Raw genomic sequence first — 22,206 nt, 5'->3', positions numbered from 1 at the left:
CTCGGTGGAGGCTGCGTGGACCATGCCTTTTAGCCCCAGCGGAAATACGCACACCATGCGAGGCGGTGCGCGGCGGCGGCCGGCTCGACCGGGTCAGCCGGCCCGGTCGGCGAGCAGGAGGAGGGAGAGGTGCTGGTCGTCCGGCTCCTGGCCGACCAGGCGCTCGTGGATCAGGGCGTCTCCCAGCGGGGTGAGCGCGTGCTGGACGCTGTTCGCGGTGCGGACGGTGGTGATGAGCCCGGCGGTGCGCAGGACGGAGGTGTGCTGGCTGACGGTCGCCGAGGAGACGCCCGCGCGTTCGCTGATCTCGGTGGTGCTGCCGCTGCGGGTCAGGGCGAGGAGGACCGCGGCCCGGGTGCGGCCCATGAGGGCGCTGAGCGCGCCGCCGACGCCCTCGGACGCCTGCCAGAGGGAGTTCGCCCACTTCGGGTCGATCGGGACGGGGTACGAGAGGATCAGCCGGCCGCTTTCCGCTCCCAGTCCGGTGAGGATGGGCGGGCGCCCGGCGAGGAAGACCGAAGGGGCCAGGATGAGCGTGGTGGCGGATCCCACGTCGTGGCCGCGCCCCGGGACCTCCAGCAGCGGCGGCTTCCAGTGGACGGCCGGGTGGAGGGTGGCCAGCATGCGTCCGATGCCGTGGCTCAGCATGATCTGGCCCCGCGCGGTCCGGTCCGCGCTGAGCCGGCGGCTGATGCCCTCCCAGTACGGGAGCACCGCGACCCGGCAGAACCGTTCGAAGTCGCGGGCGATCTGGGACTGGTTCCGCAGGACGTCGGTGGCGGCGCCGGATTCCGGGTCCTCGTCCTGCATCACGAGCTGCCCGATATCGGTCAGAGGTCGTACGCTCCGCGCCAGCCTGATGAGTTCCTTGACATCTTCCGAACCACCCAGGCGGCGCCGCCATAACTTGAACGCGGAACCACCCGCGCCTAAACTCAGCATTTCCAGCGCGAAAAGTGTTTCTCTTCTGAGGCTCCCCTCCGGAAGCACGCTGACTCTCGACAGAGCATCCGCTGTGAGATGAACGCGCCGCACAACTAACCCCTCCCCCGCGAAGGACCTTTGATATTTGCGGTCATTACTGTCCTTAATCCTGCACCCGCTTCCGGCCGAGCACAGTACCGACCACGACACTGTCGGGGTACAGCCTGCTGTACCCCGACAGGTTCAGCGGTCCTATCGTCCGCGCGCGGTCACTCCCGCACCGCCCCGTACCCGCCGAGCGCCGGAAGCCAGTCGGCCCGCCCGCGCTCGTAGGACGCGATGCGGTCGACGTGCCGCAGGGTCGCCGCGATCGGGTCCTCACCGGCCAGCATGCGCCGCCGCGCTCGCGGTTCGATAGCGAATGGCCAGTCCCGGCCGGCCGCCGCGATCCGGCACCGCGCCAGGTCCACGGTGACGGCGAGCCCGGTGTCTTTTTCGGCCAGCTCCATGAGGGACCGCACGGCCGATTCCGGAAGATCTACGAGAAGCAGTCCGTTATTGGTTGCATTACGCCGGAAAATATCTCCGAATCCGGTCGCCACGACGACCTTGAAACCGCCGTCCCGCAGCGCCCAGACGGCATGTTCCCGTGAGCTGCCTATACCGAAATCGCGACCGGCCAGCAATATGCTGCTGCCCCGGTGCTCCGGCCGGTCGAGCACGAAGCCGGGTTGCTCGCGCCATCGGGCGAAGAGCGCGTCCTCGTAACCGGTCTTCGTCACCCGCTTACAGAACTCGCCCGGCACGATCTGGTCGGTGTCGATATTGTCCCGGCGCAGCGCCACGGCGCGGCCGACGTGCACGATGAACGGTTCCACGAATCCTCCTGTGCGATGCCGGCCGGGGTCAGCCGAGGTCGGACGGTGCGGCGAGGCGGCCCGCGACGGCGGAGGCCGCGGCCACTTCGGGCGACACCAGGTGGGTGCGGGCGTTCGCCCCCTGCCGGCCCTCGTAGTTGCGGTTGGACGTGGAGGCGCAGCGCTCCCCGTTGCGGAGCCGGTCGGCGTTCATGCCCAGGCACATCGAGCAGCCGGGGAGCCGCCACTCGGCGCCCGCGCCCAGGAACACCTCGTGCAGCCCCTCCGATTCGGCCTGGCGGCGCACCTGCACCGAGCCCGGCACCACCAGCAGCCGGGTCCCGGAGGCGACGGAACGGCCCTGGAGCACGTCGGCGGCGGCGCGCAGGTCCTCGATCCGGCCGTTGGTGCACGAGCCCAGGAAGACCACGTCGAGGGGCACGTCCCGCAGCCGTGTTCCGGGCTTCAGGTCCATGTACTCCAGCGCGCGCAGGGCCGCCTGACGCTCCGCCGGGTCGGCCATCGCCTCCGGGTCGGGGACCACCCCGCCGAGCGGGGCGACCTGGCTCGGGTTCGTGCCCCAGGTCACCAGGGGGGTCAGGCCGGACACGTCCACGGTCACCGTGCGGTCGAAGACCGCGCCGTCGTCGGTGCGCAGGGAGCGCCAGTGCGCCTCCGCCCGGTCCCACCGGGCGCCAGACGGGGCGTGGGGCCGGCCGGCGAGGTAGGCGAGGGTGGTGTCGTCCGGGGCGATCATCCCGGCCCGGGCGCCCGCCTCGATGGTCATGTTGCACAGCGTCATGCGGGCTTCCATGGACAGGGCGCGTACGACGTCGCCCCGGTATTCCACGAGGTGGCCCTCGCCGCCGTTGGTGCCGATCGCGCCGATGAGCGCCAGGGCCAGGTCCTTCGCCCCGACGCCGGCCGGGAGCCGCCCGGTGAATTCGGCGGCCATCGTGCGGGGCCGGTCGATGGCGAGGCACTGGGTAGCGAAGACGTGCTCGACGTCGCTGGTGCCGACGCCGAAGGCGAGGGCGCCGAGCGCGCCGTGCGTCGAGGTGTGGCTGTCCCCGCAGACGACGGTCATCCCCGGCTGGACCAGGCCGAGTTGGGGCCCGACGACGTGCACGATGCCCTGCCGGTCGTGGCCCGCGCGGTACAGCTCGACGTCGTGGCGTTCGCAGTTGGCGCGCAGGGTCTCCAGCTGTGTCCGGCTGACCGGGTCGTCGAGCCGGTAGGAGTCGGTCGGTACGTTGTGGTCTTCCAGGGCCAGGGTGAGGTCGGGCCGGCGCAGGGCACGCCCGGCGAGGCGGAGGCCGTCGAACGCCTGAGGCGAAGTCGCCTCGTGCGTCAGGTGCAAATCGACGTACAGCAGATCGGGTTCGTCGTCCCCCTGGTGCACGACATGACTTTCCCATAGTTTTTCGGCCATCGTTTTCGGCTTCGTTGCCGGAATCATTCCGCCTCCGCACCGGATCTCGAAATTTTCCTTACCTTCACATCGGCGCGAATGGACGGCGAGACCATTTAGCGGAGCATGAAAATCGCTGCTCAAATGGCGTCCCACAGAGGGCCGGTACAGCTCGCCGTAGCCTCGGCGTTCATTCTGTGTCACCCCGGTCGGGGTTCTGCCCTCACTGTGTTTCCCGACGCCCGGCGGCACGATGTGCTGCAAGAGGGAGAAATGCCGTGGGGTGGGGGCCGAAAATGACGCGTACGGCACGCTGGAAGCGGACCGGGATCTCTCTCGTGCTGAGCGCCGTCGCGGTGCTCGGGGCGGGCAGCTGGACCGCCGGTGTCGAGCAGATCGCGGTCACCGGCCCGGCACCGGGTGCGGCGGCATGGCGCGCGGACCATGTGCTGGGCCTGTCGTTACCCGACCCGGCCACGGCTGCCCCGTCCCGCGTCGCGGGGTTCTTCGCCCGGCTCGATGCGCGGGAGCGGGAGCTGCTGGTGCGGCGTCACCCGCTGACGGTCGGCAACCTGGACGGGGTACCGGCCGAGGTGCGCTACCGGGCCAACGAGCGTGCGCTGCGGGCGGAGTACGCCGCTCAGCTCGCGCGCTCCGCCGACGCCTCGCTGCCCGCCAGGGGGCGCGACCACGCGGCGGAGCGGGCCGGCCGGGTCCGCCGCCTGCTGGCCGGGGGCCGCCGCATCCTCGCCTTCGACCCGCGCGGCCGGGGCCAGGTCGCCGAGGTCTTCGGGGACCTGGACCGGGCCCGGCACGTGGCCGTCGTGGTCCCCGGCTCGGACGCGGACCTGATGTTCTACGACGGTGAGGAGGCCGGTCCGCACGTCGGCTGGTCCGGGCGGGCCCGGTCGCTGTACGAGCGGATGCGCTCCGACGCGCCCGGCACACCGGTGGCCGTCGTCGTCTGGGTGGGTTACACCACGCCCGTCGGGCTCGGCGTGGACGCGGCGACGGACCGGCTCGCCGAGGCCGGGGCCCCGCGCCTGGAGCGCTTCCTGGCAGGGCTCGCCGCCATCGGCGCCCCCGTGCCGGCGGTGCTGTGCCACAGCTACGGCTCCGTGGTGTGCGGGCTGGCCGCGCCCCGGGCGGGCCGCGACACGATTGCGGACCTGGTCCTGTTCGGCTCCCCCGGGGTGCGGGCCGGTTCGGTGGCGGATCTGGGCACCGATGCCGCGGTGTGGGCCGCCCGGGCGCCCTCGGACTGGGTGCGCACGGTGGCCGGGGTGAACTTCCTCGGCCTCGGCCACGGCACCGACCCGGTCGATCCGGACTTCGGCGCCCGTCGTTTCTGCGCCGCCCGGGTCCGTGACCACGGCGGCTACTTCGACCCGGGCAGCGACGCGTTGGGGGCGTTCTCCGCCATCGCGCTCGGCCGCTCCGCGACGCCGTGCTGACCGGGGTGCGCCGTGTGGTGCGTTCCGTGGAGGAGCGCACTCCGGAACGCCGCGACCGGGCCCTCGACGGGCTGCGCGCGCTGGCGCTGACCGCGGTCCCGCTCGGCCACTGGCTGCTCGGCGGGTTCACCCTGGACGCGGCGGGCGCGCTGCGCAACTCCAGTCCGCTCGCGGCGTTCGGCGGCCTGGCGCCGGTCAGCTGGGTCCTTCAGATGCTCGGCATCTTCTTCCTGGTCGGCGGGCATGCCGCGGTGCTGTCCCGGAACCGGGCCCGGGAGCGCGGGGTGGGCGACCGGGTGTGGCTGGGCCGCCGGGTGGCGCGGCTGGGCCGGCCGGTGGTGGCGGTCACCGCGGTCTGGGCGGTGCTGCTGCTGGTGCTGCGGGCGGCCGGGTTCCCGGCGGGCACGCTGCGCAGTGCGGTGACGCTGGTCATCCAGCCGCTGTGGTTCGTCGGGGTGTACGTGCTGCTCACCGCCCTCACACCGGTGTGCGTGCGCGCGGCGCGGCGGTTCGGGCTGTGGTCGGCGGGTGCGCTGTTCGCGGCGGTGGCGGTGGTGGACTTCCTGCGGTACGGGCCCTGGTCGGGGTCGCTGCCCGGCTGGATCGGGCTGCTCACCGTGGTGCCGGGCTGGCTCTTCGCGTACCAGCTGGGCATCGTCTGGGCCGGGGGGAGGCTGGACCGGCGGCGGGCGCTGGGGCTGCTCGTCGGCGGGTGCGTGGTGTTCGCGGCGCTGCTGACCGTGTTCGGGTACCCGGCCAGCATGGTCGGTGTCCCCGGTCAGGGGCGCACCAACTCCCATCCGCCGTCCCTGCTGGTGCTGGCGCTGGCCGCCGCCCAGTGCGGCGGGGCGGTCCTGATCCGCGCGCGGCTGGCCCGGGTGCTGGCCCGGCCCGGGCTCTGGGCGGTGACGGTGGGGGTGAACCTGTGTGCGATGACCGTGCTGTGCTGGCACCAGTCGGCGATGCTCGCGGTGGCCCTGCCGGCCTCGCGGACCGGGGCCGTGCCGGGGCTGATCGGCGCGCCGGACACGGTGGGGTGGATCGCGGCCCGGCTGCTGTGGCTGCCGGTGTTCGCGGCGGTGCTGGTCCTGGTCACGCTGGCGGTCCGCCGGTTCGAGCGCCCCTGGACGGGCATGGCCCGCGTCCCGCGCACCGTGATGGGCGTCCTGGCCGTCGGCTTCGCCGCGTACGCGCTGTACGGATGACTCGGACGAGCGGGCACCTCATGGGGGCATGGCTCCGCCGCGGGCTTCCGGCCGACTGCGACTCGGCCGGAATCCCGCGGCGGGTCGGCGCGCGGGGTTCAGCCCGCGGCCGGCACGGCGGCCTGGCGGGCCGCCGGGCGGGCGGGCGCCGCGCGCGGGCCGGTGCGGGCCCGCTGGACGGCGGCGCGCAGGGCCCGGCGGGCCGCTTCGGCAGGGCTCGCGTCGATGCCGACGCCCCAGACGGCGCGGTCGCCGGTGGTGAGCTCGCAGTACGCGGCGTGCTGCTCGCCGCCCCGGCCGGCGCGGGCCACCGCGAAGTCCCCGACGGCGGCCTCGACCGGTGCGGTGGCGACGGCGGTACGGGCCCACTCGGCCCAGTCGCCGGACCCGTCCTCCACCGGCCCGGGGGCCCAGTCCGGGTCCACGCCCAGCCCGGGCAGGGCGTACGTCTCCTCGAAGACCAGCCACAGGCCGTGGGCCGAGACCTCGCCGCCGGCCCGCTCGCACACGCGCTGCATCACGGCGGCGAAGTCGATCTGCAGGCGCCTGGGCAGGTCCAGGCCGCGTTCGCGGCGCAGCAGGTGGGCGATGCCGCCCTTGCCGGACTGAGTGTTGACGCGGATGAGGGCCTGGTAGTCGCGCCCGATGTCCCTCGGGTCGACCGGCAGGTACGGCACATCCCAGACGGCGGTGTGGTCGTCGCCGGCCTCCTGCCTGGCCCGCAGGCCCTTGCTGATGGCGTCCTGGTGCGTGCCCGCGAAGGAGGTGTACACGAAGTCGCCGGCCCAGGGGTGGCGCGGGGAGACGGGCATGTGGGTGCAGTCCTCGGCGATGCGGCGCACCCGGTCGATCTCGCGGAGGTCGAGCATCGGATCGACGCCCTGGGTGAGCAGGTTCATGGCAAGCGTGACCAGGCAGACGTTGCCGGTGCGTTCGCCGTTGCCGAAGAGCGTGCCCTCCACCCGGTCGGCGCCCGCGAGCACCGCCAGTTCCGCCGCCGCGACCCCGCTCCCCCGGTCGTTGTGCGGGTGGACGGAGAGCAGGACGCGGTCGCGGTGGGCGAGGTTGCGGTGCATGTACTCGATGCGGTCGGCGAACTCCTGGGGCGGGAAGACCTCGACCGTGGCGGGGAGGTTGATCCGCAGCGTGGACCGGGCCCGGGGCGCCCAGAAGTCGAGGACGGTGTTGCACAGGTCCAGGGCGTAGCCGGGTTCGGTCTGGGTGTAGGACTCGGGGGCGTACTGGAGGTACAGCTCGGTGCCGGGCAGGGAGTCCTGGAGCCGCAGGGCCTGTTCGGCGCCGTTCAGGGCGAGGGCGCGCACCTCGTCGCGGTCGGCCCGCAGCACCAGCCGGCGCTGCACCTCGGAGGTGGGGTTGAACACCTGGAGGACCGCGCGGCGCGCGCCGCGCAGGCAGTGCACGGTGCGGTCGATGAAGTCCTGGCGGATGGGCGCCATCACCTGGACGACCACGTCGTCCGGTATGGCGTCGTCCTCGATGAGGTGCCGGACGAAGTCGTGGTCGTCGCGGGAGGCCGTCGGGTAGCCGACCTCGATCTCCTTGAAGCCCATCGACACGAGGAGGTCGAACATCTTGCGCTTGCGGCCGACGTCCATGGGGTCGATGAGTGCCTGGTTGCCGTCGCGCAGGTCGACGCTGCACCACAGCGGCGCCGTGCGGGCCACCCGGTCCGGCCACGTGCGGTCGGCGAGGCCGACGGGCCGGTAGGGGAGGTACTTGGCGGCCGGCATCAGGCTGGGGCGCTGCACTCCCCGGTCCGCCCGTTCGCGTTCCTGTTCTCCTTCTCTTCCCGCGCTTCCCGTTCTTCCTGGTTCGCTGGTGTCCATGAGCGCTGTGCCTTTCCTTTGTTCTTCCATGGGGAACGGAAAGCGCCGTGCGGAGGAGAGGCCCGCACGGCGCTTCCGGATCGGGGCCGGTCCGGCCGTCAGTCGCGGAGTTCGAGGGTGCAGCACTTCACGCTGCCGCCGCCCTTGAGGAGTTCGGACAGGTCTACGCCCATCGGCTCGAAGCCCCGCTCCCCGAGCTGCTGGATCAGCCCGGTGGCGGATTCGGGGAGTACGACATGGCGCCCGTCGCTCACCGCGTTCAGCCCGAAGACCGCCGCGTCGGCCGGGGAGGCGAGGACGGCGTCGGGGAACAGCCGCCGCAGCACCTCCAGGCTGCCCGGCGAGAACGCGGCCGGGTTGTACATGACCTCGTCGCCGTCGAGCACGGCCAGCGCGGTGTCGAGGTGGTAGTACGCGGGGTCCACCAGCCGGAGCCCGACGACCGGACGGCCGAAGAACTCCTGCGCCTCGGTGTGGGCGTCGCGGGAGCTGCGGAAGCCGTGGCCGGCGAGGACGAAGCTGTCGGTGACCAGGAAGTCGCCCTCGCCCTCGTTGACGTAGCGGGGGTCGTGGCAGTCGCGGTAGCCGTTCGCCCGGAACCAGTCGAGATAGGCGGGGCCCTCGGGCACGCGTTCGGTGTTGCGGAAGCGGGCGCCGAGCACCTTGCCGTCGACGACGGTGGCGCCGTTGGCCGCGTAGACCATGTCGGGCAGGCCCGGGACGGGGTCGATGAGCTCGACCGTGTGCCCGAGGTCGAGGTAGAGGGAGCGCAGCCGCTCCCACTGGGTCACCGCGAGCGCGGTGTCGACCGGTTTGCCGGGGTCCATCCAGGGGTTGATGGCGTAGGTGACGTCGAACGCGCTGGGCCGGCACATCAGATAGCGCCGGGGTCGGGCGGTCCTGCTTGCGGGCGCGGTGGCCGCGGTCATGTCGCTCCAGACGGTGGTAGGTGTACGGGGCGGCGCCGGGTCGCGGTGCGGGCGCGGGCTTCAGTCGACGGGCCAGGAGCCGTAGGTGCGCAGCCCGTACAGCAGGGGCCGCGGTTCGGCGAGTTCGGTGATGCGGAAGACCTCGCCGAAGACCATGTGCTGGCCCCCGATCCGTACGGAGTGCACGATGCGGCAGTCCGCGACGGCGTGCGCGGCCCGGGTCAGGTGGGGGCCGCCGGCGCCCTCGGGAAGGGACCAGTCGACGGCGTCGAAGCGGTCGGGGTCGCCGGAGGCGAACAGCTCGGCGCTGTCGCGGGCCTCGGCGTGCAGGAGGTTGACGGTGAACCGGCCGCGCTGGAGGGCGGCGGCCAGGGTCGGGCTCTCGCCGCGCATCCCGACGGCGAGGGTGGGGGGCTCCACGGTCACGCTGCACAGTGCGGAACACGTCATGCCCCAGGGCCGGTCGTGCTCGTCCAGCGCGGTGATGACGCTGACGCCGGTCGGGAAACCGGCCATGAGGGACCGGAAGGCCATGGGCGTGCCGGGCCGGACGCTGGAGGACAGGGAGGTCATGGGCGGTCCCGTTCGGCTGGTGGGTGGGGTGGTCCGGCCGGGTCGCGCGGTGAGGACGCGGCGGTGCGCCCGCGGTACGCGCCCGCCGCCGGGGCCCGTCCGCGTCCTCGTCGCGGGCCGGTCAGTGCATCTGGGCGAGGTACTCGTACTGGCTGGGCAGGCGCCGTACGAGATCGCGTGCCTGGTCCTTGATGAGCTGCATCTCCTTGGCCGCGCGGGCGCCGTCCATCAGGGCGACGGCCCCCGAGGGCTTGAGGTCGACGCCGCCGAGGCCGAGCAGCATGGACAGGTACGAGTACGACTCGAATCCGTGGTAGCGCGGGTAGATGGTGTTCTCGGTGGGGAGCTTGGCCTGCCACTCCTCCAAGCGGGCGGCCAGGCCGTCGGGCAGCTCGCGGGTCTTGGCATCGCGCCAGTAGGCGTTGTCGTTGCGCGCGGCGCACCGGTAGTGCAGGACGAGGAACTCCCGTACGCCGTCCTTCACATCGGCGACGGCGCGGTTGTACGTGTCGCGCAGCCGCGGGTCCCAGGTGGCGTCCGGGAAGTGCTTGACCAGTTCCTCGATGCCGTGCTGGATGAAGAAGATGCCGGTGGACTCCAGCGGTTCGACGAAGCCGCTGGACAGGCCGATGGCGACGCAGTTGTTCACCCAGGAGTTGCGGCTGCGGCCGATCCGCATCCGGATGTGGTTGGCCTCCACGTCCTCCGCGCCGGGGCCGACGAACTCGCGGAGGGTGCGCTCGGCCTCCTCGGGCGTGGTGTAGTCGCCGGAGTACACGTAGCCGGTCCCGATGCGCCCGAAGAGCGGGATCGTCCAGATCCAGCCGGCGTCCTGGGCGGTGGCGGTCGTGCACGGCCGCAGGCCCCTGGCCTCCATGTCCGCCGGCACGCGCAGGGCGACGGCCCGGTCGTTGGGCAGCGTGTCCTGGTACGAGATGAACGGCTCGTCCAGCGCCTGGTTGAGCAGCAGCCCGCGGAAGCCGGTGCAGTCGATGAACAGGTCGCCGTGGACGTCGCCGTGCTCGCGCGTGCGGAGGTGGCTGATCCAGCCGCGCTCGTCGCGTACGACGTCGAGCACGTCGTCCTCGATGTGCTGGGCACCGCGCTCGGTGGAGAATTCGGTGAGGAAGTCGGCGAGCAGCGAGGCGTCGAACTGGTAGGCGTACGGGAACTGCGTGTCCTGCTCGGAGAGTGTGCTGCGCTCCGGGCCGCCCTCGCTCCGCTCCACGAAGTCCTGCTCGAAGAGCTTGCCGTCCATGTAGCGCGGGGAGCGCTGGGCGTCGCAGATCGCGGACATCAGGAAGACGTCCTGGTCGAAGCGGTCGCTGGGCTTCTGCTGGAGCCACCAGTCGGTGAGCGGGAAGCCGTCGACCACCCGGAGCCGCTCGAAGGGGTGGTAGAAGTAGTGGCCCTTCTCCCGCCAGTTCTCGAACCTGATGCCGAGTTTGTAGGTGGCGTTGCACTTGGGCATCCACTCGTTCTCGGACAGCCCGAGGTATTCGAAGAAGTGGCGCACGGTGCTGAATGTCGCCTCGCCGACCCCGATGGTCTTGATGCGCTTGGATTCGACCACCGTGACATCGATGCCGTCGCCGAGCGCGGTGCGCAGATATGCGGCCGTCATCCAGCCCGATGTTCCGCCGCCGACAATGACAACTTTGGAGAGCACAGGAATTCCTCCGCTGAGAGCCGTTCATGAGGTGGTGCTTCTGACAGGGGTGGTACGGGACCGCGCGGTGCCCGGTGAGCCGCTATTCGGTGATCGGCGCGACGGTGGGGTCCGCCAGCGCGCGGTAGTCCTCGGCGCGCAGGGCGACGGAGAGGTCGAGGCGGGCGGCGTTGAAGTAGAGGACGGGTTCGCGCAGCAGGGCCGGGTCGGCGAGCACGTCGAGGTTCCCGTTCAGGGAGAGGGGGATGATGCTGCCGCTGACGCTGCCGGCCAGTTCCTCGGCCTGGGCGCGGCCGGTGAAGCGGGCCTTGCGTCCGCCGCACAGCCGGGCCACCCGGGCGAGGTCCACCCGCCGGTCGCCGGGGACGACGGCGATGACGTGGCTGTCGGGGCGGTTGTTGCCGGAGACCGTGACGACCATGGACTTCGCGGCGGCGGGCAGGGGGTGGCCGCGCAGCCGGCTCGCCCGGTCCGTGCGGCCCTCGGCCGGGTGCGCCAGCACCTCGTAACGGACCCCGGAGGTGTCGAGCAGCCCGAGCAGCCGTTCGTACAGGGAGGTGCCGGTGGAGAGTCCGGGGCCGGTCACGCCGCACCCACCGGGGCGGTGCCGGGGACCGGGCGCAGCCAGCCGCGGTGGTCGGGTACGGCTCCGCGCTGGACGGCGAACAGCTCGCGCGAGAGGCGTGCCGTCACCGTGCCCATGGTGCCGTCGCCGACGACCCAGGACGTGTCCGCGGTGCACACCTCGTTGACCGGGCTGACGCGGGCGGCCGTGCCGCAGGCGAACACCTCGGTGATCTCGCCGGCCTCGCAGCCCTTGCGCCACTCCTCCAGGCTCACCGCCGCCTCGGTGACGGGCAGGCCGAGGTCCGAGGCGAGCCGCACGACGCTGTCGCGGGTGACGCCCGGCAGGATGGTCCCGCCGAGCGGCGGGGTGACCAGGCGGGCGTCGTCCCCCGTGCCGTACACGAAGAACAGGTTCATGCCGCCCATCTCCTCGACCCAGCGGTGCTCGGCCGCGTCCAGCCAGACGACCTGGTCGCAGCCGTGGGCGCGGGCGGCCTCCTGGGCGAGCAGTCCGGCCGCGTAGTTGCCGGCGCACTTGGCGGCTCCGGTGCCGCCGGGGGCGGCGCGGCTGAACTCCTCGGTGACCCAGACCCGTACCGGCCGCTGCGCGCGCCCGAAGTAGCCCTCGGTGACGCAGGCCAGCAGCAGATAGCGGAACTCCCGGGCGGAGCGCAGCGCGAGGGTCGCCTCGCTGGCGAAGACCACCGGGCGCAAGTACAGGCTCATGTCGGGGTCGTCGGGCAGCCATGCCTGGTCCTGGGCCACGAGGGCGTCCACACCGGCGAGGAAGAGGTCCTCGGGCAGTTCGGGCACCATCAGCCGGCGGGACGACTCGCGCAGCCGGCGGGCGTGGTCCTCGGGGCGGAAGACGGCGAGGCCGCCGTCCTCCGTCCGGAACGCCTTGAGCCCTTCGAACACCACCTGCGCGTAGTGCAGCCCCACGGTGGCGGGGTCGAGCGACAGAGGTGCGTACGGTTCCAGCTGGGCGTCGTGCCAGCCGCGTGCGGTGTCGTGGCGGGCGGACACCATGTGCTCGGTCAGCACCGTGCCGAAGGCGGGCGCTGCGGTGCGCCGTGCCCGTTCGTCGGCCGGCAGCGGCCGGGCTGCCGGTTTCCTGACGAGTTTCACAACGGACTCCTCAGTGGCGGGTCGTGGGGCCGCGGTCGCGGCGCGGTTCAGACCAGCGGGGTGTGGAAGTAGGTGTCCCGGCGGACGAAGCGCCGGTCCATGTCGAGGACGAACACGTCGGCGAACTCCAGCGTCACGTGGCGGCCGTCCTTGAGGTCGCCCTCGAAGGCGCCGGTGACGGCGACCTTGCGGCCGTCGGCGACCACGGTGTCCAGGGTGTGCCGGCCGCGCTCGATGACGCGCTCGCCGAGGTAGAAGGACTCCAGTCCGGCGTGACCCTCGATCGGCGGGTAGCCGGGGCGGCGGTAGACGGCCTCCTCGGCGAAGAGGCCGACCAGTCCGGGCACGTCGGAGGCGTCCACCAGGCGGTAGTACTCGCGGACCCGGGCCACTTCCTCGTTCTCGCCCGCCGGGGCGGGGTGCTCGGTGCTCACAGCGCGTCGCCTCCCTTGCCTGCCATGGCGACCAGGGTCTGGCGCTGCCCGGTGTAGGGCCTGCGGCCGTGCGAGACGAGCAGGTTGTTGACCATGAGCAGGTCGCCGCGTTCCCACGGGAAGGCGTGGACGCACTTGTCGAGGGCGGCGCGGACCAGGTCCATGTCCTCGTCGGCGATGGGTGTTCCGTCGCCGTAGTAGGCGGACCGCGGCATGTCCTCCTCGGCGAACATCTCGCCGAGCGCTTCGCGGGTGGCGGGCGGGAGGTTCGAGGTGTGGAAGAGGTGGGCCTGGTTGAACCAGCTCTCCCGGCCGCTGACCGGGTCGGTGACCAGGGCGGGCCTGTGGTGCCGGGTGCGCAGCCCGTCGTCGTCGGTCCAGGTGTACTCGATGCCGTTCGTGCGGCAGTACGCCTCGACCTGCTGCCGGTCCTCGGTCTGGAAGGACTCCTGCCAGGTCAGGCCCATGCCCTCGCGGAAGGCTCGGGTGTAGACGATGCCCTTCTCCCGGAAGCGGGCCACCAGGCCGGCGGGGAGTTCGTCCACCACGGACCTGCTGTCCGCGAGCGGTGTCTCGCCGCCGGTCTCGGCGGGCACGACGGAGGCGAAGAACAGCCACCTGGGGTAACCGGCGGAGTAGGCGCTCTCGTTGTGCTGGACGATCGTCTGGTTCGCCGGGTATTCGGTGGAGGTGTACACGTTGCCGCTGACCTTGCTGCGCGGGGTGGACCGCTCGGTGTAGGTGAGCAGTTCGCCGCCGACGGCCTCGGCCACGGCGTTCAGCGTCGCGGCGTCGTACGCGGCGCGCCGGACGAGAACGGCGCCGTGGACGGCGAGGACCTCCATCAGCCGGTTGCGGTGTTCGGTGGCCCAGCGCTGCGCGTCCAGGTCACCGGTCTCGGGTTCGTAGACCGCGAGCGCGGTCAGTGAGGTGCCGTCCAGCCGTCCTCGGCAGTCGCCGAGCACGGCGGGCGGCGCGGGCGCGGGCCCGTTCATCGCCGTCCTGCCTTTCGTCTCCGGGGTCGGGGTGGGGTGGGGTGGTCAGGCGCCCATGGCCGCGATGAGGCTCTTGGGCCGCATGTCCGTCCAGTGCTCGTTGACGTAGTCCAGGCACTCCTGCCGGGGGGCCGCGCCGAAGACGGCTTCCCAGCCGGCCGGCACGTCGGCGAAGTCGGGCCACAGGGAGTGCTGGCCCTCGGCGTTGACCAGTACGCGGTAGGTGGCTTCGTCGTTCTCGAAGGGGTTCGTCATGGGGCCTCTCCTCAGGGGTGTCCGACGGGGTGTCCGACGGGTGGGCGGCGGGTCTTGCGGGTCAGCGGCCGGCGATCAGTGCGCGCAGTTCCGCCGTCAGGTCGGCGGCGAAGCGGGCGATGGTGTCCGCGTCGTGCAGGTCGCGCGAGTACCGCACGGCGATGCGGAGGCGGCCGTCCGTCACGGCCGCCGTGACGTCGAGCAGGTGGGGGCGCGGCAGGGAGCCGCTGTGCTGGTGGTCCGCCGCGGCGACCGACCGGACGAGGCCCGTGGTGCGGTCGTCGGCGTCGAACCGGCCGAGGTAGTTGAAGAGGATCCGGGGCGGGGCGGCGGGGACCAGGTCCGCGACGCCCCGCAGGTGGCGCAGCACGCCGTAGCCGACGCCGCTGCCGGGGACCGCGCGCACCTGGCGGGCCACGGCGCGCAGCCTGCTCCGCGCGTCGCCCTCGGCCGGGACGTCGAGGTGGAGCGGGTGGAGCACGGTGAACCAGCCGACGGTGCGCGACAGGTCCGTCGTGCCGACGGCCTCGTCGCGGCCGTGGCCCTCCAGGTCGAGGGTGAGGCCGCCGGGGCCGGCCCAGGACCGGACCGCCGCGCCCAGCGCGGTGAGGAGGATTTCCTCGGTCCTGACCCGGTGTCGCCCCGGGAGGGTACGGAGAACGGATTCGGTTTCGCTCTCTTCGAGTTCCACCGCGTATTCCGCCTCGGACGCTACCAGATTGTCTCCGGACCCATCCAGAGGTATTGCGGGGAATTCACGGGACACCAGCTCGCGCCAGTACGGAATTTCCTCTTCCCAGGCGCCTTCGGCGGCCCGTTCGGACAATTCCGAGATCCATTCCGGGAACGACGTGACGACCGGATCGAGTTGAATGTCCCGGCCCTCCGCGCGCAGTTCGCAGGCGGTGACGAAATCGTCCACGAGAATGCGCAGCGAGACCGCGTCCACGACGAGGTGGTGCATCACCAGGAGCAGCGTCGGGGCGTTGTGCTCGCCCCCGTCGAGGAGGAGGCAGCGGGCGACCGGGCCCCGTTCCAGGTCCAGGGACTCCTGGGCCCGGGCCAGGTGCCCGGTGACGGTGTCCTCCCACCGCTCCGGGTCCACCGCGCGCAGGTCCTCGCGCTGTACGCGTACCGTCTCGCTCTCCGGCGCGAGGCGCTGCCGGCGCTGCCCGTCCTGCGTGCCGAACCGCAGCCGCAGGGCGGTGTGGTGGGCGAGTACGGCCTGAGCCGCGTCGGCCGCGGTGTCGAGGTCGGTGCCGGGGGCGAGGGTGAGGCGGACGGACATGTTGTAGTGCGGGGCGTCGCCGTAGGAGTCGAAGAACCACTGCTGGATGGGCGAGAGGGGCACCGGACCGGTGTCGTCGGCCGTGTCCGCCCTGGCCGACGGGGTCTCCCCGGCCGGGGCGGCGCCGTCGACCAGGGCGGCCAGGGCCCGCACCGAGCCGCTGCGGAAGACGTCCTTGGAGGTGAAGGTGACTCCGGCGCGGCGGCAGCGGGCGATGAGCTGGATGCTGAGGATGGAGTCGCCGCCCAGCTCGAAGAAGTTGTCCTCGACGGAGACCTGTTCCAGGCCCAGGAGTTCGGCGAAGGCGTCGGCGACGATCCGCTCGGTCGCGGTGCGGGGCGGCGTCCAGGACAGCTGCGGGGCCCGGGCGGCGTCGGGGTCCGGGAGCGCGGCCCGGTCGACCTTGCCGTTGACGGTCAGCGGCAGCACGTCCAGGACGACGAAGGCGGACGGCCTCATGTATTCGGGGAGCATCCGGGCCGCGTGGGCGCGCAGCGCCTCCTCGTCGCAGGCGGGGCCCTCGGGGCGCGGGGCCGCGTAGCCGACCAGCCGCTTCCCGGAGGGGCCGTCGGCGGCGACCACGCAGACCTGGCCGACGCCGGGGCAGCCGGCGAGCGCCGCCTCCACCTCGCCGAGCTCGATGCGGTGGGCCCGGATCTTGACCTGGTCGTCGGTACGGCCGAGGTATTCCAGCGTCCCGTCGGCCCGGCGGCGCACCAGGTCGCCGGTGCGGTACATGCGGGTGCCCGGCTCGCCGAACGGGTCGGCGACGAAGCGGTCGGCGGTCAGCCCGGGGCGGCGCAGGTAGCCGCGGGCGAGCTGTTCGCCGGAGAGGTACAGCTCGCCGGGGACCCCGGCCGGGACGGGGCGCAGGTGGCCGTCGAGGACATGGGCGCGGGTGTTCCACGCCGGGGTGCCGATGGGGACGGGGCCCGGGGTGTCGGGGTCCGTGGGCTCCACGGTGTGCACCACGCAGCCGACGGTCGCCTCGGTGGGGCCGTATTCGTTGACCACGCGGGCCCCGGGGTGGCGGGAGCGCCAGGCCGCCAGGGTCTCGCCGCGCAGCTGCTCGCCGCCGACGACGAGGTCTCCGGTGGCGAGCACGTCGTCGGTGAGGGATTCCAGCAGCGGGAGGTGGCTGGGGGTGGCCTTGATGAAGGTGGGGGCCGGGCGGCCGGTCCAGGGAGCGGGGCCGGTGTCGTCCAGGGCGCCGATGTGGACCGTGCCGCCGACGGCGAGGGGGGCGAAGAGGGTGGTGACGGTGAGGTCGAAGGAGATGGACGAGTGCAGGACGGCGCCGCCCGCGAGGCCGGGGTAGTTGCCCTCGCACCATTCCAGGTAGTGGGTGAGGTTGTGCTGGGAGACGACGACACCCTTGGGGCGGCCGGTGGAGCCCGAGGTGTAGATGACGTACGCGGCGTTCCCGCTGTGCGGGGGTGCGTTGCGGTCCTCGTCGCGGAGGTCGGTGCCGGGCAGCGCGGCCAGCCGGGTGTGGGTGGCGGGGGCGTCGAGCGCCGTGGCGGTGACGTCCCGGCCGGGCTGCTCGCTGTGCGTGAGCAGGTGGACGGGGCGGGCGTCGGCGAGCAGGGTGGCGACGCGTTCGGCGGGGTACGCCGGGTCGATCGGCAGGTAGGCGGCCCCGGCCTTGTGCACCGCGTACAGGGCGGTGATGAGGTCGGCCGACCTGGGCAGGGAGACGGCGACCACGTCCTCGGGGCCGACGCCCCGGGCCACCAGGTGGCGGGCGAGCCGGTTGGCGCGCGCGTTCAGCTCGGCGTACGTGAGCCGGCCGCCTTCTCCGGCCACGGCGAGCGCGTCCGGGGTGCGGGCCGCCTGCTGCTCGAAGCGTTCCACCGCGGTGGCCGGGCGTACGGGGTGCGCTCCGCCGGTGAGGTCGCGTTCGGCCTGCTCGCGCTCGGCCGGGGTGAGCATGGGCAGCCGGGACAGCGGGCCGTCGGCGTCGGCGCCGCCGAGCGCTTCGGCCAGCGTCGACAGGTGGCCGACGAGCCGTCGTACGGTGCTCTCCTCGAACAGTTCGGTGCTGTATTCCACCGAGCCGCACAGAACGTCGTCCTCCTCCCAGAAGTTGAAGGTGAGGTCGAAGAGCGAGTAGTCCCGGGTCAGGGGCTGGGCGGAGAGCCGCAGCCCGGGCAGGACCAGCGGTTCGTCGGGGGTGTTCTGGAAGGCGATCAGCGCCTGTACGAGCGGGGGCCGGCTGAGGTCCCGTTCGGTGACCACGGCGTCCACGACCCGTTCGAACGGCACGTCGGCGTGGGCGAAGGCCTCCAGCACCGTTTCGCGCACCGCGCGGAGCGACTGCCCGAAGGTGGCGGACTCGTCGACGTCGCCGCGCAGGACGAGCGTGTTGACGAAGAAGCCGATCAGCCCTTCCGTCTCGGCCCGGTCGCGTCCGGAGCCGAGGGCGCCCAGCACGATGTCGCGCTGCCCGGACCAGCGGGCGAGCACCAGCCGGGTCAGCGCCGTGACCGCCATGAACAAGGACGCGCCCTGGGTGCGGGCGGCGCCGGTCAGGGCGGCGGTGGCCCCGGGCGACAGCCGGAAGGAGTGCAGGGCACCGGCGTAGCCGCGTACGGCGGGGCGGGGCCGGTCGGTGGGCAGCTCCAGCGGGGGTGCGCCGGCGAGGCGTTCCCGCCAGTGGGCGAGCTGGCGTTCGAGCTCGGCCTCGGCGAGCTGTTCGCGCTGCCAGACCGCGTAGTCGGCGTACTGCACGGGCAGCGGGTCCAGTCCGGCGTGTTCCAGCACGTCACGGGCGTCGCGGGCGCCGGTGTCGCGGGCCGCGCCGTACAGCGCGCCGAGTTCCCGGGCGACGACGCCCATGGACCAGCCGTCGGTGACGATGTGATGCAGGGTCACGGCGAGTACGTGCTCGTCGGGGCCGAGCCGGGCCAGGAGGGTGCGCAGCAGGGGCCCGCGCCGGAGGTCGAAGGGGACCGCGATCTCCTCGCGGAGCAGCGTGTCGAGCCGTGCGTCGCGCTCCGCCTCGTCGTCGCCGCTGACGACGGCCACGCGCAGCCGTACCTCGTACGGGTCGCCGATGACCTGTACGGCTTCGCCGTCGATGACGTCGAAGGTGGTGCGCAGGACCTCGTGGCGCAGGACGAGGGCGGACAGGGCGGCGGAGAGGGCGCCGGTGTTCAGCTCGCCGCTCAGGCGCAGCACGCCGCCGGCGTTGTAGGCGGCGTTCCCGGGTTCGAACTCGTCCAGGAACCAGAGCCGGGCCTGGGCGAAGGAGAGCGGGAGCCGCCGGTCGCGGCCGGCCGGGACGATGCGGCCGGTGTGCGCGGCGGCCCGGCCCTCGGCGACGGCGTGGGCGAGGCCGGCGATGGTGGGCCGGTCGAAGAGGGCGCGCGCGGAGAGCTCGATGCCGAAGGTCTTCCGGACCCGGGAGATCACCTGGATGCTCAGGATCGAGTTGCCGCCCAGCTCGAAGAAGTTGTCGGTGACACCGACGGCGTCGAGTCCGAGGACCTGGGTCCAGATGCCGGCGAGCACCTCTTCGACCGCGGTGCGGGGCAGCACCCGGGTGGCGGCGGCGGCGAAGGCGGCGGGGTCCGGTGCCGGGAGGGCCTTGCGGTCGACCTTGCGGCTGCTGGTGGTGGGCAGGGCGTCCAGGGCCACCACGGCGGTCGGCACCATGAAGTCCGGGAGGCTGCGGGCCAGCAGTTCGCGGAGTTCGGCGGTGCCGGGGGCGGTGGCGCCGGGCCTGGGCACGACGTAGCCGACGAGCTGCTTGCCGCCGGTGCGGCCCTCGCGGGCGACGGCGACGGCCTGGGCGACGTCCGGGTGGGCGGCGAGCGCGGACTCGACCTCGCCGAGCTCGATGCGGAATCCGCGGATCTTGACCTGGTCGTCGGTGCGGCCCAGGTATTCGACGGTGCCGTCGGCGGTGCGGCGGACGAGGTCGCCGGTGCGGTACATGCGGGTGCCGGGCGGTCCGAAGGGGTCGGCGACGAAGCGTTCGGCGGTCAGCGCGGCCCGGTTGAGGTAGCCGCGCGCCAGCTGGGGTCCGGCGAGGTGCAGTTCGCCGGGGACCCCGGCGGGCACGGGCCGCAGCAGCCGGTCCAGGACGTACACGCCGGTGTTGTCCACGGGTCGGCCGATCACGGGCCGTTCGCTGAGGTCGAGGCGGCACCACAGGGTGTCCACGGCGGCCTCGGTGGGGCCGTAGAAGTTGTAGCCGGTAGTGGTGTCCCCGGTCTCGCGGAGGGTGCGCCACAGGGTCTCGCCGACGCCTTCGCCGCCGAGCATCAGCACGGCCGGGGGGTGGTCACCGGTGAGGAGCCCGGCGGCGACGACCTGCTCGGCGTACGTGGGGGTGAGGTCGAGGAGGTCGATGCGCTCCTTGTGGACGTGGGCGACGATCGCCTCGGGGTCGCGGCGTGTCTCGTCGTCCAGGACGTGGAGTTCGTGCCCGGCGATCATCCACAGCAACCCCTCCCACGAGGTGTCGAAGGAGAAGACCGCGGTGAGCGCGGCCCGGAAGCGGCGTCCGCCGGCGGCCTCGGCCTCGGGCTCGATGAACCGCTTCAGGTGGTTGCGGTAGAGGTTGAGCAGTCCGGCGTGGTCGGTGAGCACGCCCTTGGGCAGTCCGGTGGAGCCGGAGGTGTAGATGAGGTGCGCCGGGTTGGCGGGGCGCAGCGGGCGCACCCGGTCGGCGTCGGTGGGGGCGTGGGCCGGACGGGCGGCGAGGAGGTCGCGGGTCTCCGGGGCGGCGAGGTCGAGGACCTGGACCCGGGTGAACGCCTCGGCGCGGTCGGCCGTGGCGTCCGGGTGGACCAGGGCGAGGGCGGGCGCCGCGTCCTCGATCATGAAGGCGATGCGGTCGGCGGGCAGGTCGAGGTCGATCGGCAGGTAGGCGGCGCCCGCCTTGAGGACCGCGAGGATGCCGATGACCATGTCCTCGGTACGAGGCAGGGCGAGCGCGACGAGGTCCTCGGCGCCGATGGAGCGTGCGGCGAGGTGGTGGGCGAGCCGGTTGGCGCGCTCCTCCAGCTGGGCGAAGGTGAGGGCGGTGGTGCCGCAGACGAGCGCCACCTCGCCGGGGGTGCGGGCGGCCTGTTCGGCGAAGACCTGGGGCAGGGTCGTGGCGGGCAGCGGGTGGGCGGCGCCGCTCCAGCCGCGTACGGCCAGCTCGTGCTCCTCGTCGGTGAGCATGGACACCTCGGCCATGGGGCGGTCGGGGTCCCGGGTGAGGCGGTCGGCGAGGACGCCGATGTGGTGGCAGAGCCGTTCGACGGTGGCGGCGTCGAACAGGTCGGAGTTGTACTGGACGGCTCCGAGGAGGGTGTCGTCCCGTTCCCAGAAGTCGATGTCGATGTCGCACAGCGCCTGGTCGCGTTCGAAGATGTATTCCTCCGACAGCAGGCCATGCAGGGCCATCGGTTCGGCGGGGGTGTTCTGGAGGGAGACCATGGCCTGGGCGAGGGGCGGGCGGCTGAGGTCCCGTTCGGTGACCACGGCGTCCACGACCCGTTCGAACGGCACGTCGGCGTGGGCGAAGGCCTCCAGCACCGTTTCGCGCACCCCGTCGAGGAACCGTCCGAAGGGGAGGGGTTCCTCCACCTCGGTACGGAGGACGAGGGTGTTGACGAAGAAGCCGATGAGCCCTTCGGTCTCGGCCCGGTCGCGTCCGGACACGGTGGTGCCGACGGCGATGTCGGTCTGCCCGGTCCAGCGGGACAGGGCGAGCTGGCTGAGCGCGGTGACCGCCATGAACAGGGTGGCGTTGTGGGCGCGGGCCACCTCGGCGAGCCGGCGGGTGGTGTCGGCGGGCAGCGTGAAGAGGTGCTGGGCGCCCGCGGAGGTGCGGACGGCGGGCCGGGGGCGGTCGGTGGGGAGCTCCAGCGGGACGATGCCGTCGAGCTTCGACGTCCAGTGGGCGAGGCGGCGCTCCAGCGCGGGGCCGGTGAGGGTGGTGCGCTGCCAGGCGGCGAAGTCGGCGTACTGCACGGGCAGTGGCGGCAGTGCGCTGTCGGCGAGCAGCAGGCCGGGGTCGTACGCGCCGGTGGTGGCGGCCCGGTCGTAGAGGGCGGCGAGCTCGCGGCCGAGTACGCCCATGGACCAGCCGTCCGTGATGATGTGGTGCATCGTGATCGCGAGGACGTGTTCCTCGGCGGCCAGCCGGACGAGCATGGCCCGCAGCAGGGGGCCGGTGCGCAGGTCGAAGGGGCGCGCGGCCTCGGCCCGCAGCAGGTTGGCGAGGATGACGTCCCGTTCGTCGTCGGCGGGCCCGGGTATCGGCACCACGGGCACCGGTACGGCGAACGGCTCTCCGATGACCTGGTAGCCCTCACCGTCGACGGCGTCGAAGGTCGTGCGCAGCGACTCGTGCCGGGCGACCAGGGCGGACAGGGCCGCCGCGAGGGCGGCGACGTCGAGGCCGCCGGTGAGGCGCAGCGAGAGGCAGGAGTTGTACTCGGCGCTTCCGGGGTCGAACTCGTCGAGGAACCAGAGACGCTGCTGCGCGTACGACAGGGGTGGCCTGTCGGTCCGCTCCCCGGGTTCGATCCGGCCGCCGGGTGTGTGCGCGGTGCCGCCTGCGAGACGTGCGCGCAGGGTGTCCCGCACGTGCTCGGGCAGGGACTCCAGCCAGCTCTCGCGGGATGCCGCCGCGTCCATGGGTTCTCCTCCACGGGGTTTGCGAAGTGCG

General features: G+C 72.8%; 15 protein-coding genes. 2 read left to right on the top strand and 13 right to left on the bottom strand.

Translation table 11 applies throughout. The annotated features are described in order from the left end of the window. Window positions 1-93: 93 nt before the first annotated feature. The 3 genes from ACZ6C6_RS28010 to leuC all read right to left on the bottom strand — a co-directional run bounded on the left by ACZ6C6_RS28010 (window position 94) and on the right by leuC (window position 3,240). Window positions 94-810 carry an ArsR/SmtB family transcription factor gene (locus tag ACZ6C6_RS28010; RefSeq protein ID WP_469206556.1) on the bottom strand — a complete coding sequence of 239 codons (717 nt, stop codon included), beginning with the start codon at window positions 808-810 and terminating at the stop codon, window positions 94-96. A gap of 383 nt (window positions 811-1,193) precedes the next feature. Then, window positions 1,194-1,802, bottom strand: a complete 609-nt coding sequence (leuD, locus tag ACZ6C6_RS28005) for a 3-isopropylmalate dehydratase small subunit (RefSeq protein ID WP_469206492.1) — start codon at window positions 1,800-1,802, stop codon at window positions 1,194-1,196. Between the two features lie 28 nt (window positions 1,803-1,830). Further along, on the bottom strand, window positions 1,831-3,240 hold the full coding sequence (leuC, locus tag ACZ6C6_RS28000) for a 3-isopropylmalate dehydratase large subunit (RefSeq protein WP_469206491.1): 1,410 nt from the start codon (window positions 3,238-3,240) through the stop codon (window positions 1,831-1,833). Between the two features lie 248 nt (window positions 3,241-3,488). Here leuC and ACZ6C6_RS27995 point away from each other — a divergent pair, with 248 nt between their 5' ends. Beyond that, window positions 3,489-4,646: an alpha/beta hydrolase gene (locus ACZ6C6_RS27995; protein ID WP_469206489.1), complete on the top strand. Its 1,158-nt coding sequence runs from the start codon at window positions 3,489-3,491 to the stop codon at window positions 4,644-4,646. 5 nt (window positions 4,647-4,651) lie between these two features. Beyond that, window positions 4,652-5,851, top strand: a complete 1,200-nt coding sequence (locus tag ACZ6C6_RS27990; protein WP_469206487.1) for an acyltransferase family protein — start codon at window positions 4,652-4,654, stop codon at window positions 5,849-5,851. 98 nt (window positions 5,852-5,949) lie between these two features. On the opposite strand, the gene ACZ6C6_RS27985 is transcribed toward ACZ6C6_RS27990, so the two are convergent. The 10 genes from ACZ6C6_RS27985 to ACZ6C6_RS27940 form a co-directional block, all read right to left on the bottom strand. Beyond that, window positions 5,950-7,620: a 2-isopropylmalate synthase gene (locus ACZ6C6_RS27985; RefSeq protein WP_469206485.1), complete on the bottom strand. Its 1,671-nt coding sequence runs from the start codon at window positions 7,618-7,620 to the stop codon at window positions 5,950-5,952. Window positions 7,621-7,796: 176 nt separating this feature from the next. Continuing rightward, the gene (gene ddaH / locus ACZ6C6_RS27980; RefSeq protein ID WP_469206483.1) at window positions 7,797-8,627 is read right to left on the bottom strand and encodes a dimethylargininase; all 831 of its coding nucleotides are present in this window, start codon (window positions 8,625-8,627) and stop codon (window positions 7,797-7,799) included. Between the two features lie 60 nt (window positions 8,628-8,687). Beyond that, on the bottom strand, window positions 8,688-9,200 hold the full coding sequence (locus ACZ6C6_RS27975) for a flavin reductase family protein (protein WP_469206481.1): 513 nt from the start codon (window positions 9,198-9,200) through the stop codon (window positions 8,688-8,690). A 121-nt stretch (window positions 9,201-9,321) separates the two neighbouring features. Beyond that, window positions 9,322-10,869 (bottom strand): tryptophan halogenase family protein, encoded by a 1,548-nt coding sequence (locus tag ACZ6C6_RS27970; RefSeq protein ID WP_469206479.1) that lies wholly within the window; start codon window positions 10,867-10,869, stop codon window positions 9,322-9,324. Window positions 10,870-10,951: 82 nt separating this feature from the next. Further along, the gene (locus tag ACZ6C6_RS27965; RefSeq protein ID WP_469206477.1) at window positions 10,952-11,455 is read right to left on the bottom strand and encodes a YbaK/EbsC family protein; all 504 of its coding nucleotides are present in this window, start codon (window positions 11,453-11,455) and stop codon (window positions 10,952-10,954) included. After that, entirely contained in the window at window positions 11,452-12,564 is a 1,113-nt protein-coding gene (locus tag ACZ6C6_RS27960) for a branched-chain amino acid aminotransferase (protein WP_469206475.1), read from the bottom strand. The genes ACZ6C6_RS27965 and ACZ6C6_RS27960 overlap by 4 nt, the downstream gene beginning before the upstream one ends. A 47-nt stretch (window positions 12,565-12,611) precedes the next feature. Beyond that, window positions 12,612-12,998: a nuclear transport factor 2 family protein gene (locus ACZ6C6_RS27955; RefSeq protein ID WP_469206473.1), complete on the bottom strand. Its 387-nt coding sequence runs from the start codon at window positions 12,996-12,998 to the stop codon at window positions 12,612-12,614. Next, a complete protein-coding gene (locus ACZ6C6_RS27950) occupies window positions 12,995-13,993 on the bottom strand; it encodes a TauD/TfdA family dioxygenase (RefSeq protein ID WP_469206471.1) in 999 nt (332 codons plus the stop codon). The genes ACZ6C6_RS27955 and ACZ6C6_RS27950 overlap by 4 nt, the downstream gene beginning before the upstream one ends. Before the next feature lie 45 nt (window positions 13,994-14,038). Further along, on the bottom strand, window positions 14,039-14,248 hold the full coding sequence (locus ACZ6C6_RS27945; RefSeq protein WP_451341304.1) for an MbtH family protein: 210 nt from the start codon (window positions 14,246-14,248) through the stop codon (window positions 14,039-14,041). A gap of 61 nt (window positions 14,249-14,309) precedes the next feature. Further along, the gene (locus tag ACZ6C6_RS27940) at window positions 14,310-22,175 is read right to left on the bottom strand and encodes an amino acid adenylation domain-containing protein (protein WP_469206469.1); all 7,866 of its coding nucleotides are present in this window, start codon (window positions 22,173-22,175) and stop codon (window positions 14,310-14,312) included. Window positions 22,176-22,206 lie beyond the last annotated feature (31 nt).

It is taken from the genome of Streptomyces sp. NPDC041814 (assembly GCF_055590565.1).
Note: the sequence above shows the minus strand (reverse complement) of the source record. Positions and strands in the feature narration are given on the sequence as shown.